This window comes from uncultured Lamprocystis sp. (assembly GCF_903933125.1).
In the GTDB taxonomy this organism is placed as follows: domain Bacteria; phylum Pseudomonadota; class Gammaproteobacteria; order Chromatiales; family Chromatiaceae; genus Thiodictyon.
In genome coordinates this window covers 29,858-46,014 of record NZ_CAIZIZ010000098.1, presented here as the reverse complement: position 1 = coordinate 46,014, position 16,157 = coordinate 29,858, and the positions used below count along the sequence as shown (strand labels likewise).

The window sequence follows — 16,157 nt, the reverse complement described above, 5'->3', positions numbered from 1 at the left end:
GCGAGTTCGAGGCGGCTGGCTGCTTGGCTCAGCGACTGCACTCGCTGAAGATGTGCGCCTCGCAGGTGGCGCACACCGATTTGTCCAGTTTCTGGTAGATTCCGCGGATGGCTGCTTCCTTGGACTGGAAGACGTTGCGATCGTCGCGGTCCTCCATACAACCGCACTGACCCAGCATGTCCCACACGCGCTGTTTGACCTTGATCAGATACATGTCGCCTCCGTTCGCGCGGCGCTGCTGGGCTTCATCCGTCAGGGCTTCCGCGCCCTGGAGGTCGACGAAATTGATCCCGCTGGCGATCAGGGCAAGGTGCTTCTGTTCGGGATGCTCGGCGCGCAGACGATCGAAGGCGTCCTGGACATGGGGAACCGAGCCGAAGAACAGCGATCCATCAAGCCGCAGGAAGCGCAGTTGGGGGCATTGCGTGAGCTCGGGATCGCTGGAGAAGGCGCGCCCCGGCGAACGCGGGTCCGGTGTACGGGTCACGATGCGCGGGCGCGAGGTGCGCTCCAGATAGAGGACCAGCGACAGCAGCACTCCGGCAAAGATGGCGAAGGTGAGTTCCAGGAAGAGCGCGGCGGCGAAGGTGACCAGAAAGACTGAGGTTTCGCGCATCGACGAATGCAGGATGTGACGGATCTCCTTGAAGTCGATCAGCCCCCAGGCGACCAGGAAGAGCACGCCGGCCATGGCCGCTTTGGGCAGGTAGCTCGCCAGCGGCGCGACCAGGAGCACAATGGCCATCAGGAACACACCGCCCAGGATCGCCGCCAACGGGGTCCGGGCGCCGGCCTCGTAATTGACGCCGCTGCGGTTGAAGGAGCCGGTCGCCACATAGCCGGAGAAGAAAGAGCCGGCGATGTTCGACAGACCCTGGCCGATGAACTCCTGATTGCCGTCGATGCGGTAACCGCCGCGAGCGGCCAGGGAGCGGCCGATCGAGACCGCCTCGGTGAGTGCAAAGAGGGTGACCGCCAGCGCCGTGGGTGCCAGGTCGCGGATATTCTCCAGCGTCAGGGTGGGCGCCGAGAGCGGCGGCAGCGTACTCGGCAGCGCGCCTACGGTGGCGATGGCGTCCCCGAAGAAGTCACCGAACCACCGGTTCATGGCGGTCGCGAGCAGGCTCCCCACCAGCATGGCCACGATCATGTAGGGGATGCGCGGGACCCAGCGTTTGACCGCGATGCCGGTTAGCAGGGTCACCGCGGCGACCAGGGTCTCCGCCGGGCTGATCTCAATCACATGGCGGCCGAACTCGATGAGGATCTCATGGAGGTGTCCGGCACTGTTCATGTCGACGCCAAAAAAGTATTTGAGCTGCTTCGCCGCAATCAGCACGGCGGCGGCGGCGGTAAAACCGACCACGACCGAGTGTGAGATGAAATTGACCAGGGCGCCCATCCGCGCCAAGCCGAGGGAGAGCTCGATGACCCCGACCATGAAGGTGAGTGTCAGGGCCAACATCACGTAGTCAGCCGAACCCGGTGTCGCGAATCCGGACAGGGCGGAGAACAGGACCACCGAGGCGGCGGTGGTTGGCCCCGAGACCAGGTGCCGCGACGAGCCGAAGAGCGCGGCGATGATGGCCGGGATCATGCCGGCGTAGAGTCCGTACTGGGGCGGCATGCCGGCGATGACGGCGAAGGCGACGCCTTGCGGCAGCACGACGATGGCGCCGGTCAGAGCGGCAATGAGGTCGGCCTTGGCATCGCGGCGGGTCAGGCCCGGCGCCCATTTCATGAAGGGCGTCAGCCAGCTCAGGGCGGGGTTGAGTACGAACCGGGTCATGTCGTGAGTCCTGCGAAGGCGGTCGGCTGCACGGGCGGGCGGGGTGGCGCCGGGCGGGTATGGCAGCGTCGAACAGTAGTAGAAAACGCTAATGTTCTCAAGTGTGGCGTATGGGAGGCCGGCGGCCGTCATGATGCGCGCCATGGTTCGTGGGCATCATGGGTCGATCGGGCAACGGTCCGGCATCTTACCGATAACTATGCGATCATTGTGGACTTCACCACCCATCGAAGATCGGATGAATCCATGAACCAAACCACCGCCCCATTACGCTACAACACCCTTTCACAACTTTTCCACTGGTCTGTCGTGCTGATGCTGGTTGGACTCGTCGTGACCGACAGTCTGCGCGACGGTGCGCCTAAGGAGTCGGCCTTGCGCACCGAGTGGCTCCATTTACACGAGTCGATTGGTATCTTGCTGTTCCTGGTCGTGATCGCGCGCATTCTCTGGAGCCGCCTCAGTCCCCAGCCGGCGCCGTTACCCGCCCCCCAATGGAGCCTGATCGCGGCCAAGCTGACCCACCTGTTGCTCAACCTCGCCACCCTGTTGATCCCGGTCTTCGGATACTTGCGGGTGGTTTCCAAGGAAGGCCGCTTTGCCGATTTCTTCGGTACCCAACTGCCATCACTGGTCGCTCCCTCCGCGCAGCTGAATGAGGCCATGCACATCTTCCACGGCGAGCCCATGGAGTTCTTCCTGTACTCGCTGGTCGGGCTGCACGTTGCCGCTGCACTGTGGCATCAGTACGCCCGCCGCGACGGCACCCTGGAGCGCATGCTGCCCTGGGGGCGGCCGGCGGCTTAGGCTCGGGCAGTAAGAATTCAAAAGTTGCTTGCCAACGTCCACATCGGGAACCCCACTGTCGGGTCTCCGGTGTGGGCACGGCTGTCCACTCGTCTATGAGGAGATCGACGATGCACTTAGACCCCTTTATGACCGCCCTCGGATTCGAGGGCGAGATCACTGGCCCCGGTCAGGCGCGGATGCGGGTTCAGCTCAAGCCCGAGCATCTGAACAACTGGGGCTCAGCCCACGGCGGCTTGCTGTTCACCTTGGCCGACTCGGCCTTCGCCCTGGCCTCCAACTCACACGGACCGCTGGCCGTGTCCTTGAGCGCCCACATGGAGTATTTCAAGGCGACCGCGGTCGGCGACACCATCGAGGCGGTCGCCCGCGAAGTCAGCCTGACCCGCCGGACCGGGGTCTATCAGGTGGAGGTGCATCGCGGCGTTGAACTGATCGCGCTCTTCACCGGAACTGTCCACCGCAAAAAAGCCTGAGCTTCACCGCCGCGGCAGCAAGGTCTTCTTACCCATGGCGTCGAGGCAGACGAAGCGGATGTGGGTCTGGAAGATGGCCTCCTCGGTGCCGGTCTCCAGGTCATCGGCGTAGACCTGCACCTCGTATTCCACCGAGGTATTGCCCGCGTGACGCTTGCGCACGTCGAAGCGCAGCACCGCGCCCTGATGCACCCCGCGGCGGAACTCAACCTTGTCCATGCTCACCGTGACGAAACTGCACCCTGGATAGTCGCGGCTGGCCGCGATCCAGGAGATCTCGTCCACCCACATGAGCGTAAAGCCCCCGAACAGATACCCGAAGTGATTGAGATGCTCGGGCCGCACGACCTTGTAACTTTCCACGTTGCTATCCTCGGTGTTCGGTAGCGAAAACGCTGGGGTTCTATCCTCAAATAGAGCGGTTAGCGCTCAGCCGCCAGCCTCGTAGGGCCAGTATGTTACCGCGAAAGCGCGCCGCGACCGCGCGGAAGCGGCCTTCGGCGCACAGGCTTCGATCAAGATTCCGGCCACTTGGGCTCGCCGGGTGCGTAGTCAGGCCATCCTGGCCTGACACCGTCAGGGCTGGAAGCCCTGACTACGCACGCTGCTGGCCGGGATTACGATCAAGGCCGGCGCAAAATTCAAGTCACGATAGCCAACCAGGTGTATTCTGCCGCGCGCGCCCCGCCGTGCCAATGTCGGGGGGCAACACGCATGGCAAAGGCTAAGGGGGACGATCGTGGTCGGACATTCTGCGGTTGATTGGGTGGATATCGTCGTCGTGATCGGCTATCTGTTGATCACCGGCTATTTGGGTTGGCTCGGGTACCGGCGCACCCGGACGGCGGCGGACTATCTGGTTGGCGGGCGCTCGGTCCATCCGGTCATCATGGCGGTGTCCTATGGGGCGACCTTCATCTCCACCGCGGCCATCGTGGGTTTCGGCGGGGTCGCCGGACTCTTCGGCATGAGCCTGATGTGGCTCACCTTCGTCAACATCGCCATCGGCATCCTGCTGGCCTTTACCGTGCTGGGGGAGCCGACCCGGCGCCTGGGCCATCGGTTGGGCGTGCATACCTTCCCGGAGTTGCTCGGTGCGCGCTATCAGAGCAAGGGCGTCCAGGTGTTCGCCGGGTTGGTGATCGTCCTCTTTATGCCGCTCTATTCGGCGGCCGTGATGACCGGCGGTGCGGTCTTTGCCGCCACCCAGTTCGGGGTGGATTTCGAGGTGGCGCTGCTGGTGTTCGCACTGATCACCGCGGCCTATGTGATCCCCGGCGGGCTCAAGGCGGTGATGTATACCGATACCTTTCAGGGTCTGATCATGATCCTCGCCATGGCCTACTTGCTGTGGTTTACCTACACGAGCCTGGGCGGGGTCGAGCCGGCGCACCGTTACCTGACCGACATGGCCGATCTGGTGCCCGCGCCGCTGCAGGCCATGGGTCACCAGGGCTGGACCGCCATGCCCAAGTTCGGGTGGGGGGCGCCCGGCTACGACCTGTGGTGGACCGTGGTCACGGCGATCATTCTGGGGGTCGGTATCGGCGTGCTGGCCCAGCCTCAGTTGGTGGTGCGTTTCATGACTGTGCGCAGTCGCCGCGAACTGGATCGGGCGGTGCCGATCGGCGCCATTTTCATCCTGCTGATGGTGGGGACGCCCTACCTGGTCGGCAGCCTGTCCAACGCCTGGTTCGCCCAGCATGGGCCGCTGCTCAAGGGTCAGGTGGTCAAGGTAATCGACGCCGAGCGCAGTCATGCGCTGGTGGGCCTGATGAAAGAAACGGCGCCCGGCCGTTGGGGGCCGGTCATCAACCCCAAGACCAATCAGCCGGCGACGGCGCCCATGGTCGTTGCCGCGCATGAACCCGCCCAGGACGTTCACGGCGCGACCCTGGATCTGGTCAGCGGGCGCGCGCCATCGGTGGTCTATGCCAAGGGCGATGCCGACCAGATCATCCCGACCTTCATCAGCACGGCGCTGCCGCGCTGGTTCGGACTGGTGTTCTTCCTGGCCCTGCTGGCGGCGGCCATGAGCACCATGTCGAGCCAGTTTCATACCATCGGAACCGCCGCCGGGCGCGATCTGTATGAGCGACTCACCGGCCGGCACGGCAGGGAACCCAGCGTGCTGGTGATGCGCATCGCGATCATGCTGGGCCTGCTGGCGGCCGTGAGCATCAGCTATAACGTGCGCGAGGAGTACGTGATCGCCCGGTTTACCGCGATCTTCTTCGGCCTGTGCGCCGCGAGCTTCCTGCCGGCCTATCTTGGCGGCCTCTTCTGGCGGCGCGCGACCCGTGCCGGGGCCCTGGCCTCAATGACGGTCGGGATGTTGGTCTCGCTGTGCTGGCTGCTGCTGGTCAAGGCCAAGGAGGCGAGCGCCATCGGGTTGGTGCAACTGGTCACCGGCGGCAAGACCAGCATCCTGGCGGACTCTCCCAACTGGCCGTCGGTGGACCCGATCATCATCGCGTTGCCGCTGTCGATCCTGACCCTGGTGTTGGTCAGCGCTTTGACCAAGGCATCCGATCCGCAGCATTTGCGTCGGTGTTTCCCTCAGGAGCAAGGCCGGTAGTCCGGATCCAGCAGGTTCCGGGTGTGATCAAAACTGATGTGGTGATCGAGATTCCGAGTACGCTGTCCTGGTCGTTGTCGTTGTCGTTGTCGCGATCGGATTGTTCGATTACGACAACGACGCCCGCCCGTGAGAAGGTCCGGTGGCTGCAGGGTACGCATCGCGGACCGGGCTCCGGAGCAGGTTCCAGGCACTTTGTCTGTTCGCCGCGTCATCAATCTGCAATCTAACTGCGCTGGATCTAGAAAAATAGGGGTGAACCTGGGGTATTCTTGCGCCGCCCCGTTGGGGCAGTCATCACGATAAGCAAACGGGGGCATCCATGACGGGGCATTCTGCGGTGGGTTGGGTCGATATTGTCGTCATCCTGGGGTATCTGCTGACCACGGTCTATCTGGGTTGGCTCGGCTACCGGCGGACGCGGACCGGGGCGGACTATCTGGTGGGCGGGCGCTCAGTCCACCCGGTCATCATGGCGGTGTCCTATGGGGCCACCTTCATCTCCACCGCGGCCATCGTGGGTTTCGGCGGAGTCGCCGGCCTGTTCGGCATGAGCCTGCTGTGGTTGACCTTCCTGAACATCGGCGTGGGCATCCTGCTCGCATTCACTGTGCTCGGCGAGCCGACCCGGCGTCTGGGTCACCACCTTGGTGCTCACACCTTCCCGGAGCTGCTGGGCGCACGCTACCAGAGTAAAGCGATTCAGATTTTCGCCGGGCTGCTGATCTTCCTCTTCATGCCGCTTTACTCGGCGGCGGTGATGACCGGCGGCGCCGTCTTTGCAGCCACCCAGTTCGGAGTGGATTTCGAGGTGGCCCTGCTGGTGTTCGCCCTGATCACCGCGGCCTATGTGATTCCCGGCGGGCTCAAGGCGGTGATGTACACCGACACCTTCCAAGGGTTGATTATGATCCTGGCTATGGCATATCTGCTGTTCTTCGCCTACACGAGCCTGGGCGGAGTCAGCGCGGCGCACCAGTACCTGACCGGGATGGCCGATCTGGTGCCGGCGCCTCTCCAGGCCATGGGTCACCAGGGCTGGACCGCCATGCCCAAGTTCGGCTGGGGAGCGACCGGCTATGACCTGTGGTGGACCGTGATCACGGCCATTATCCTGGGGGTCGGCATCGGCGTCGTGGCCCAACCCCAGTTGGTGGTGCGTTTCATGACGGTGCGCAGCCGCCGCGAACTGGACCGGGCCGTGCCGATCGGGGCGGTCTTCATCCTCTTCATGACCGGTACCCCCTTCGCCGTGGGCAGCCTTTCCAATGCGTGGTTCGCCCAGCACGGGCCCCTGCTCAAGGGGCAGGTGGTCAAGGAGATCGACGCGGAACGCAACCACGCCCTGGTTGGGCTGATGAAGGAAACATCACCCGGGCGCTGGGAGCCGGTCATTAACCCCAAGACCAATCAGCCGGCGACTGCGCCCATGGTCGTTTCCGCGCATCAGCCTGCTCAGGACGCCCAGGGCGCCCCTCTGGACCTGGTCAGCGGGCGCGCGCCGTCGGTGGTCTACGCCAAGGGTGACGCCGACCAGATCATTCCGACCTTCATCAACACGGCCCTGCCGCGCTGGTTCGGACTGGTGTTCTTCCTGGCCCTGCTGGCGGCGGCCATGAGCACGATGTCGAGTCAGTTCCACACCATCGGCACCGCCGCCGGGCGTGATCTCTATGAACGCATCACCGGCCAGCACGGCACTGAGCCGAGCGTATTGGCCATGCGCATCGCGATCGTCATCGGCCTGTTGGTGTCCGTGAGCATCAGCTACAACGTGCGCGAGGATTACGTGATCGCCCGCTTTACCGCGATCTTCTTCGGTCTCTGTGCCGCGACCTTCCTGCCGGCCTATATCGGCGGTCTCTTCTGGCGGCGGGCAACCCGTGCCGGTGCCCTGGCGTCCATGACGGTTGGGATGCTGGTCTCGCTGTTCTGGCTCCTGCTGGTCAAGGCCAAGGAGGCGAGCGCCATCGGGCTGGTACAACTGGTCACCGGCGGTAAGACCAGCCTCCTGGCGGACTATCCCAATTGGCCGTCGGTGGACCCGATCATCATCGCGTTGCCGCTGGCGATTCTGACCCTGATCCTGGTCAGCGCTATTACCAAGGCATCCGATCCGCAGCATCTGCGTCGGTGTTTCCCCCAGTACGCGGCTCCCCAAGCCACAACCCGTAAGTCTGAACCGACCGGAGACACCCATGCTCGGTATCGCTGATCCCCTGGTCCTGGCTGCCTTCCTGGGCTGCATCGCGGTTGCCGCGGTGAGCGTCCTCTACGGCATCCTGCGGCGTAACGCCGCTGTCGATGAAGTGACGGCGGAGGACCGTGCCTGGGCCATTGAAGAACAAAAGGTGGAAGATGAACTCTAATACAACCCGAGCCGCCGCCGCGGCCATCGCATTGGGTGCATTCGGCGTCGTTGCGACCGCGCCGGCTACCGCCGACCAAACCTGGGGTGCATTCAGTGCGGGGGCCGATATGCGCCTGCGCGAAGAGTACATCGAGAATATCGGGCTCAACGACCAGCGCCTGACGCCCACGGGGAATGTCACGGGTCAACAAAACCCCACCGCTAACCGAGTCTTTCAGCGCTACCGTTTTCGCGGCTGGGGTCAATATGCCCCCAGCGAGCATTTCGCCCTGGCCGCCCGGTTGATGTGGGAAGGCCGTCATTACACGCTGCCCCCGGAGAGCGCCTTTGCGCCCGGATATGGATTCGAGAAGTGGTACAGCGGTGGTATCCTGTTCGATTCGCTGACCTTGGACTTCAAGAAGATCTTCGACAGTGGATTCTCACTCAAGGCCGGGCGTCAGGACCTTATCCTCGGCAACGGCTGGCTGGTGTTGGACGGTACGCCGATCGACGGATCGCGCACCATTTACATGGATGCCGCGCGGGCGACCTACGCGGCGGACGCGATCAAGACCACCTTCGACCTGATCTACATCAATAATTACCCCAACACGGACCGCTTCCCCACGCCATTGAACGGCACCATCGAAGACCAGACCGAACAGTATGAGGAAGGCGGGATTCTCTACGCCCGCAACAAGTCATTGATCAAGGATACCGACCTGGATGGCTATTTCATCTACAAGGGCAATGACCCGAACTACACCTTGAACAACATGCGGGTGAACAACGGCTACCCTTTCCCCTCGCCGTCGGACGACGGTCAGGTGTATGCCGTGGGTGCCCGCATCGACTCCAAGCTCACGCCGAACTGGAACCTGAGGGCCGAGGCGGCGGGTGAGTGGGGCGCGAACCGCGTCACCCTGGGCGCCCCGCGTCAGAATATCTCAGCGTTCGGTTTCAACGGGCGTCTCACCTATGCCTTCAATGATCCATTGGCCAACCGCGTGCATGCGGATTTGGAATACCTCACGGGTGACGATCCGGACAGCAAGACCAATGAGTCATTCGATCCGCTCTGGGGCCGCTGGCCCCAGTGGAGCGAGTTGATGATCTATCAATGGCCGCTGGACAGCCGGGTCGGCCAGGCAACCAACTTGGTCCGCCTGAACGTCGGCTGGCTGGCCAAGGTCCATCCGACCACCGAAGTGCTGCTCGACTACCACGCCCTGTGGGCCGACCAGCAAAGTGTGCGCACCGCGAGCCAATACTACAACATCAGCCACGACGGCAGCTTCCGTGGCCATTTGTTCACCGGCTGGGTCAAGACCAAGTTCAACAAGTATCTCTCCGGCCATCTGGTCGCGGAGTATCTGGCCCCTGGGGACTTTTACGCCCGTAACCGTCGGGATGAGTCCTATTTCCTGCGTGCGGAAGTGGTGGTGGCTTTTTGATGCACAAGCGATCGGATCAAGAGCAGCCCCTATGAAGCTGGCCCGGATAAGGTTACAGAATTTCCGGTGTTTCGATGACCTCACGGTTACACTGGATGAACAACTGACCGTGCTTGTGGCGCCCAACGGTCAGGGCAAGACTGCTGTTCTCGATGCGATTCGCATCGCCTTGTGGCCCTATGTGAGTGCTTTCGATGTTGTAACCGGCACGATGACGGGTTCCGGCATTGACATCAATGATGTAATGACCTCTCCGACGGGGGATGCACCTCGTCGGAGTATGGAGCCAAGGCTACCTTCAGTGATATCCGCTAGCGCCATCATTGATGGCAGCGAAGTTGCTTGGTCCCGTTCCCGCGAGAAAGTCAGTGCAGGCTCGAAGACGACAATTAGAGACGCTAGGCCCTTGATCGAGATAGGGTCCGCCTATCAGTCTAGAATCAGACTGAATGACGAAAGCGACAGTGAGGATAGCAAGGAGTTGAGACTTCCAATTCTTGCGTATTACGGCACTGGTCGACTTTGGAAGCGGCGCAAACTGACGCTCAACCGCGAGTCTAAGAGCTCTATTTTCTCCCGCACCTACGCTTATCTAGGGTGTCTGGACTCCGCGTCCGATTATGGTCCGTTCTTGGACTGGTTCTTCTCGAATTATGCCGCCGACTTCGAGCAAAAGACGAAGACCCTGGAGCGCCTGAATTTTCAGGGTTTGTTTGAAGCCAGCACTCCATACAGCGAGATCCTCACGGCTGTTTCCGGCTCGGTTGATAGTATCATGGCAAGATCTGGTTGGACGGGGTTGCGGTACAGCCCAACGAATCAGACACTGGTCATGTCGCATCCGGAGCTGGGCGAGCTGAAGGTCGATCAGCTCAGCGACGGCCAGCGTAACCTGATCGCTATGGCCGGCGATATCGCTTATCGCTGCGTTCGCCTGAACCCCCATCTGGTTGCCGATGCGCCGCTTAAGACTGAAGGCATTGTGCTGATCGACGAGATCGATATGCATCTCCATCCGCAATGGCAGCAAGTGGTTGTTGGCAACTTCCAGGAGGCGTTTCCGAAAATTCAGTTTATTGTCACCACCCACAGCCCACAGGTCCTGACATCGATCCATAAAGAGCGCATTCGCACCTTGGGGAAAAACAGGAAGGGAGACTATGTTGCAAGCATTCCACTTGCAGCCTCGTATGGTGAAATCAGCAGTGACGTACTGGAAAGCATCATGATGGTCGATCCCCAGCCGCCGATCAAGGAGCGACCGGACCTCCAGCGCCTGGTGGAACTGGTGGATCAAGGTCAATACGCAACAGTCGAGGCGCACAGGTTGCTTCATCGCTTGCAGGATCAACTGCGCCGGGATCATCCACAGCTCCAACGCATCGAGCGGAGTATCAAGCGTCAAGAGGCACTCAAGCGATGAAGCCGATTAAGAAGCTGGGTCAGGGAACCTACGATCTTAATAAGGCAAACGAAAAACCGCCAGTAACACCACATGACGCCGAGACCCGCTGGTCGAGCTTCGGACACAAACCCAAGCTCAAAAACTGGCTCTTGTCCGAACAGTATATGCTATGTGCCTATTCCGAGATTCGTTCCGATCGAGAGGGAATGGATTATCACATCGAGCATGTAAGGCCCAAGTGCCAATTTCCTGCCGACACATTTTTATACGCCAATCTTGTTGTCAGCGCCTTGTCTAATGTTGACCTTCAGGCATTGCGTACTGAAGAGGTCTTTGGTGGGCACGCCAAAGGTAGCGATTACGACGGCCAGTTGTTCTTGTCCTGTCTGGACCCTGATTGCTCACGATTTTTCGCCTATTTCTCGGATGGACGGGTTGAGCCGGCTAACGGGCTCGATCCGGCTGACCAAGACAAAGCGCGATACACTCGTGATCTGCTGAATTTGAATAGCCCTTTTCTCGTCAATCGCCGCAGACGCTGGTGGGATGAACTCGACCGCTTGTTGCAGCAGCACCTGGACGACGATCAAAGTGTCTATCATCTGGCGGCGGTGGACCTGTTGCCGACCAATGGACGCCTGAGTCAATTCTTTTCCATGACCCGCCAGTTCTTCGGTCCTGTCGCCGAACAAGTTCTCAAAGACGGAGCGCCCGAATTGCTGTGAAAAACACTCTGGTCCGGGAGACCATCCATCGGATTTTTCGCGCGCTTACCGATCTGCGGTCCAGCACTCGGTCCAGGCTTCGGCCGACGCTGGCCTGCCGTAGAGATACCCCTGCAAGAGGTCACAGCCATGCGCCTTCAGGAACCGGCTCTGACCTTCCGTCTCGATGCCCTCGGCGACCACGATCAGACCCAGACTATGGGCCAGGGCGAGGGTGGCGGCGCTGATCGCGGCGTCGTTCTCGTCGCTTTCGATGTCGCGGACGAACTCACGGTCGAGTTTCAGCACCTGGATCGGCAGGCGCTTCAGATAGGCCAGCGACGAGTAACCGGTGCCGAAATCGTCGATCGCCAGCGTCACGCCGAGGTTGCGCAGGGCGTGCAGCGTCTTGCCGGCGCTGACCGGATCGCTCATTGCCACCGATTCGGTGATCTCAAGTTCCAGTTCATTGTCCCGCAGGCCATAGCGTTGCAGCACGGCAGCGACCTTGGTGACCAGAGCGGGGTCGCTCAACTGCTGGGCCGACAGATTCACCGCGACCCGTTTAGGGCCGATATCGGCCGCTTTCCACTGCGCGAAACGGCGGCAGGCTTCGTCCAGTACCCAGTCCCCGATGGTTTGGATCAATCCGGTTTCTTCAGCGATGGGGATGAATGTGGCTGGCCCGACCAGGCCGCACCGCGGATGCCGCCAGCGGATCAGCGCCTCCATGGCGCAGGGTCGGGCGCATCGGTCGGACTGGGCCGCGATCTGCGGCTGATAGTGCAGTTCGAATTGTTTCTCCTCGATGGCGATCCGCAATTCGCGCTCCAGCAACAGGCGCTCACCGGCCGCCGCGTTGAGTGCCGCGGTGAAGTATTGCAGGTTGTTACGCCCCTGTTCCTTGGCGTGATACATCGCGGTGTCGGCGTTTTTCATCAGGATACCGGCGTCTATGCCGTCGTCCGGATAGATGCTGATCCCGATGCTCGGACTGGTGTAAAGCCGGTCGCCGTTGATGTGATAGGGCGCGTTGAGATCGTGAAGGATCCTGGCGGCCAGCGGTGAGGCGCCTTCCGGGCTCTCCAGGCCGGTCAGCACGACGACGAACTCGTCACCGCCCTGGCGGGCGACGATGTCACTCTCCCGCACACAGAGTTTCAGGCGGCGGGCCACCTCGACCAGCAGCAGATCGCCGATCTGGTGGCCCAGCGTGTCGTTGATCACTTTGAAGCGGTCGAGGTCGATGAACAAGACCGCCAGCACGCTGCCTTCACGGTGGGCCGAGAGCAGCGCCTGCGACAGGCGGATTTCCAGGTTGTAGCGATTGAACAGACCCGTGAGGCTGTCGTGATGCGCGAGGTGCTCGATCCGTGCCTCGGCGGCCTTGCGCTCGCTGATGTCGGTGAAACTGGCGATATAGTGGGTGACGGCGCCGTGCTCGTCGCGGATGGCCGAGATGGCCGCCCATTTTGGATAGATTTCATCGTGACGGTCGCGATCCCAGAGTTCACCCTGCCAATAGCCGCTCTCGGCGAGTGCGGTCCACATGTTCCGGTAGGTGTCGGGCGGGGTGCGGCCGGACGAGAGCAGACTGGGATTTTTTCCGGCGACATCTTCCAGGCGATAGCCGGTCTGCCGGGAGAAGGCCGGATTGATGGCAATGATGCGGTTGTCGTGGTCGGTGACCAGAATGGCCTCGCCGCTATGCTCGAAAATGTTGGCATAGAGTTGTAAGGCGTCCTCGGCGCGGCGCAGTTCGGAGATGTCCTGTACGGTGCCGCGCGAGACCCGTGGGGTGCCGTCCGGAGCATAGAGGGTCTCGCCGTGCTCATGGACATGCTTGATCCGACCATCGGCAAACAGCAGGCGATGGGAGATCGCATAAGGTTTCCGGCTGGTGAGCGAGGCTTGGTACGCCTGGTCGACGCGTTCCCGGTCATCCGGATGGACGGCATCGAGAAAGCTCTGGTAATTGGCGCCGAAGCGGGTCGGGTCCAGTTCGAAGATACGGAAGACTTCGTCTGACCAATCCAGTCGGCGGGTCTTGAGGTTGAGCCGCCAACTGCCGAGCCGCGCGATGCGTTGCGCATCGTGCAACTGCTCAAGCGACCGGCCGAGTGCGGTCTCGGTGCGCATGAAGCGACGCCCGAGACTATGGGCGGCGCCGGCCGACAGCAGCACGAAGAACGCGAATGCCAGCACGGTCGTCCGTTGGGTGGCGTGCAAGGGCGAAAGCACTTCGTCGGTGTCGATTTTGACCACCATCCCCCAGCCCAGGGCCGGCAAATAGTGCCAACTGGCGGCGACCTCGCGACCGGCATAGTCGTGCACCAACCCCCGACCTTGATTTCCGGTCAGTGCCCGGCGCATCGGTTCGGCGGCCTGCGCGAGCGGGATCACGTTGGTGAACGGCGCACCTGGCATCCGCGCCAGCGGGATGGTGTAGCGGACACCGTGCCCATCTTGCACCGCCAGGACCGTCTCGCCGGTGCGGCCGAGACCCGTGCGATCCGCCACCACCGGCATCAGGGTGGCCAGATTGACCTGGAGCGCCAAGGCGCCAATCGGTCGGCCATGGTCCAGCAGCGGTGCGACGATGAAGGCGGCAATCGCATTCTTGGACGGCGCGTAGGGTGCGAATCGGCTCAGATCGATGTGCAGAAAGGTCATGGCCTGGCGGAAGCCGGCGGCCAGCCCGCTCTCGCGATAAGGACCATCCAGCAGGTTGGTACCCAGGTCGGCTTCGGCGCGCAGCGAGAAGACGACGTTGCCCTGGTCGTCGATCAGCAACACATCATGGTATTCGCCTTGTTCGCGCAGTGTCGCGAATGGCACGCGGTAGCGCGCCGCCGTGTCACGGGTCGCGGTGAGGCCGCCGCGGCGAAAGTCCGCGGCGAGCGCCGGCAAGGCCGCGCGCACCCGATCCTGGCCGGCGAATGAGCGCGCATCGGCCAGGCGTTCGCTGATGTAACTGTTGATCTGATCGGATTTTTTGTCGGCAATCGACGCGATGTTCTGCAAGGCCACCGCGGTGAGCGATTGCTCGAAGATATACAGGTAAAACCAGGCTAAACCAGCCAGCGGGAGCAGGGCGACGATCAGAAAGCCAAGGGCAAGACGAAGCCGCAGGCTGAGCGGTTTCACCACACCCCCCCGACGTCCTTGGGATGGGGCAGATCCGCAGCAGCCAGGAGTGTCTGAACCAGTTCCAGCCATTCGTCACGGCTGCGGTAGGGTGGGAAGGGCACCGGGCGGACGGGTGCCTCGGAGATCTCGGTGACATCGAACTGCCCGTCGTCCCGGGCCTTTCCCACATAAACCCGCCGCCAGAGGTGACGGGTGGCGGCGTCGACCGCGACGATTCCGGACGGGCCATCCACACTCATGCGTCCGATGGAGCGATTGATCTGTGCCGGATCGGGCGTGCCGGCCGCGCGGACCGCGGCGGCCCAGAGTCTGACGGCATCATAACTGGTCACGACCGGATCGCTGATGACGCGTTCGGGTCCGAAGCGCTGCCTGAAATCGGCAACGAAGCGCCGGTTGGCCGCGTGCGGCAGGCTCTGGAAATAGCCCCAGACCGCGTAATGCGCGGCGTGGACATGCGCGGTCCGTATCGATTGGAGTTCCGGCTCGGCCATGCTGAACGAAACCACCGGCACCGCGTTGACCTCCGCGGTTGCCAAGGCAGCGAAAAAATGCCGGTTGGCAGCCCCGTTCAGGGTGTTGAGCACCGCGTCCGGCGCCTGATGGCGGATGTCCGCGGCGATGTCGGCAAACGCGGTGGCATCCAACGGCAGATAGCGTTCGGCGACGATGTCGCCATCCGCGGCAATGACCAGATCGCGAATCAGTTGGTTGGCGGTCCGCGGGAAGACGTAATCGGAACCCACCAGATAAATCCGGTGCCCGAAGTGGTCCAGCGCCCAGCGGGCGCCCGGGATGATCTGCTGGTTGGGCGCCGAACCCATGTAAACAATGTTGGGCGACTGTTCCAGACCCTCGTACTGCAGCGGGTAAAACAGCAGGTGATGGTGTTTCTCAACCACTGGCTTGACAGCCTGGCGGCAGGCCGAGGTCCAGCAGGCGAATAGGGCGCTCACACCGTCGTTCAGGATCAGCCGCTCGACTTGGTTCGCCGCCACCGTCCAATCCGACTGGCTGTCGGCAACGATCAATTCCACGCGCCGCCCCAGCAGTCCGCCGTCCCGGTTGATCTCATCCACGGCGAGCCGCACCGCATCGACCAGTCCGCGTTCGCTCTCGGCCATGACGCCAGACAAGGCATGGACCGCCCCGATGCGGATCGGTTCCAGCGTCGTCGGGCGCAGGTTGAACAAGCCAACCGACAGGACGACAAAGGTCGCCAGTAATAGTGCCAGGCGGACGGGGGAGGAGGTCATGAGGACACCGCCAATCTTGGATCAAAATCCGTTGTGTCGCCGATCGCGTCTCTGCGAATCCGTACCTCGCGCGGTCGACGGCACCACGCTGGTGGCGGTGTTGCCACATGAAGGCAAAGGCGCCCGATGATTGAGCGCCCTGGCACTATGCCCGCGTGGACACGCAATCGTCAGATTAACAATAA

At 62.2% G+C, this 16,157-nt stretch carries 12 protein-coding genes; 8 read left to right on the top strand and 4 right to left on the bottom strand.

Going from position 1 to position 16,157, the window contains the following annotated elements:
* Positions 1–28 precede the first annotated feature (28 nt).
* Positions 29–1,789, bottom strand: a complete 1,761-nt coding sequence (locus tag QZY03_RS04475) for a SulP family inorganic anion transporter (RefSeq protein WP_295578569.1) — start codon at positions 1,787–1,789, stop codon at positions 29–31.
* 246 nt (positions 1,790–2,035) lie between these two features.
* Here QZY03_RS04475 and QZY03_RS04470 point away from each other — a divergent pair, with 246 nt between their 5' ends.
* Both QZY03_RS04470 and paaI read left to right on the top strand, forming a co-directional pair.
* Entirely contained in the window at positions 2,036–2,596 is a 561-nt protein-coding gene (locus QZY03_RS04470; RefSeq protein WP_295578568.1) for a cytochrome b/b6 domain-containing protein, read from the top strand.
* 110 nt (positions 2,597–2,706) lie between these two features.
* A complete protein-coding gene (gene paaI, locus QZY03_RS04465; protein ID WP_295578567.1) occupies positions 2,707–3,072 on the top strand; it encodes a hydroxyphenylacetyl-CoA thioesterase PaaI in 366 nt (121 codons plus the stop codon).
* A gap of 3 nt (positions 3,073–3,075) precedes the next feature.
* Here paaI and QZY03_RS04460 read toward each other — a convergent pair whose 3' ends face one another.
* Positions 3,076–3,435, bottom strand: a complete 360-nt coding sequence (locus QZY03_RS04460; RefSeq protein WP_295578566.1) for an acyl-CoA thioesterase — start codon at positions 3,433–3,435, stop codon at positions 3,076–3,078.
* 376 nt (positions 3,436–3,811) lie between these two features.
* Between QZY03_RS04460 and QZY03_RS04455 the strand changes: the two genes are divergently transcribed.
* The 6 genes from QZY03_RS04455 (at position 3,812) to QZY03_RS04430 (ending at position 11,587) form a co-directional block, all read left to right on the top strand.
* On the top strand, positions 3,812–5,650 hold the full coding sequence (locus QZY03_RS04455) for a sodium:solute symporter (RefSeq protein WP_295578565.1): 1,839 nt from the start codon (positions 3,812–3,814) through the stop codon (positions 5,648–5,650).
* A 322-nt stretch (positions 5,651–5,972) separates the two neighbouring features.
* Positions 5,973–7,865 carry a sodium:solute symporter gene (locus QZY03_RS04450; protein ID WP_295578564.1) on the top strand — a complete coding sequence of 631 codons (1,893 nt, stop codon included), beginning with the start codon at positions 5,973–5,975 and terminating at the stop codon, positions 7,863–7,865.
* Complete coding sequence (locus tag QZY03_RS04445; protein ID WP_295578563.1) at positions 7,849–8,019, top strand: symporter small accessory protein; 171 nt, start codon at positions 7,849–7,851, stop codon at positions 8,017–8,019. Before QZY03_RS04450 ends, QZY03_RS04445 begins: the two co-directional genes overlap by 17 nt.
* Positions 8,009–9,457 carry a hypothetical protein gene (locus QZY03_RS04440; protein WP_295578562.1) on the top strand — a complete coding sequence of 483 codons (1,449 nt, stop codon included), beginning with the start codon at positions 8,009–8,011 and terminating at the stop codon, positions 9,455–9,457. The genes QZY03_RS04445 and QZY03_RS04440 overlap by 11 nt, the downstream gene beginning before the upstream one ends.
* A 31-nt stretch (positions 9,458–9,488) precedes the next feature.
* Entirely contained in the window at positions 9,489–10,880 is a 1,392-nt protein-coding gene (locus tag QZY03_RS04435) for an AAA family ATPase (RefSeq protein ID WP_295578561.1), read from the top strand.
* Entirely contained in the window at positions 10,877–11,587 is a 711-nt protein-coding gene (locus QZY03_RS04430) for a retron system putative HNH endonuclease (protein WP_295578560.1), read from the top strand. The genes QZY03_RS04435 and QZY03_RS04430 overlap by 4 nt, the downstream gene beginning before the upstream one ends.
* A 45-nt stretch (positions 11,588–11,632) precedes the next feature.
* Here the strand turns inward: QZY03_RS04430 and QZY03_RS04425 are convergent, their stop codons facing one another.
* Together QZY03_RS04425 and QZY03_RS04420 are read right to left on the bottom strand one after the other, a co-directional pair.
* Complete coding sequence (locus QZY03_RS04425) at positions 11,633–14,713, bottom strand: EAL domain-containing protein (protein WP_295578559.1); 3,081 nt, start codon at positions 14,711–14,713, stop codon at positions 11,633–11,635.
* Positions 14,710–15,972 (bottom strand): urea ABC transporter substrate-binding protein, encoded by a 1,263-nt coding sequence (locus QZY03_RS04420; RefSeq protein WP_295578558.1) that lies wholly within the window; start codon positions 15,970–15,972, stop codon positions 14,710–14,712. Before QZY03_RS04420 ends, QZY03_RS04425 begins: the two co-directional genes overlap by 4 nt.
* Between the last annotated feature and the right edge of the window lie 185 nt (positions 15,973–16,157).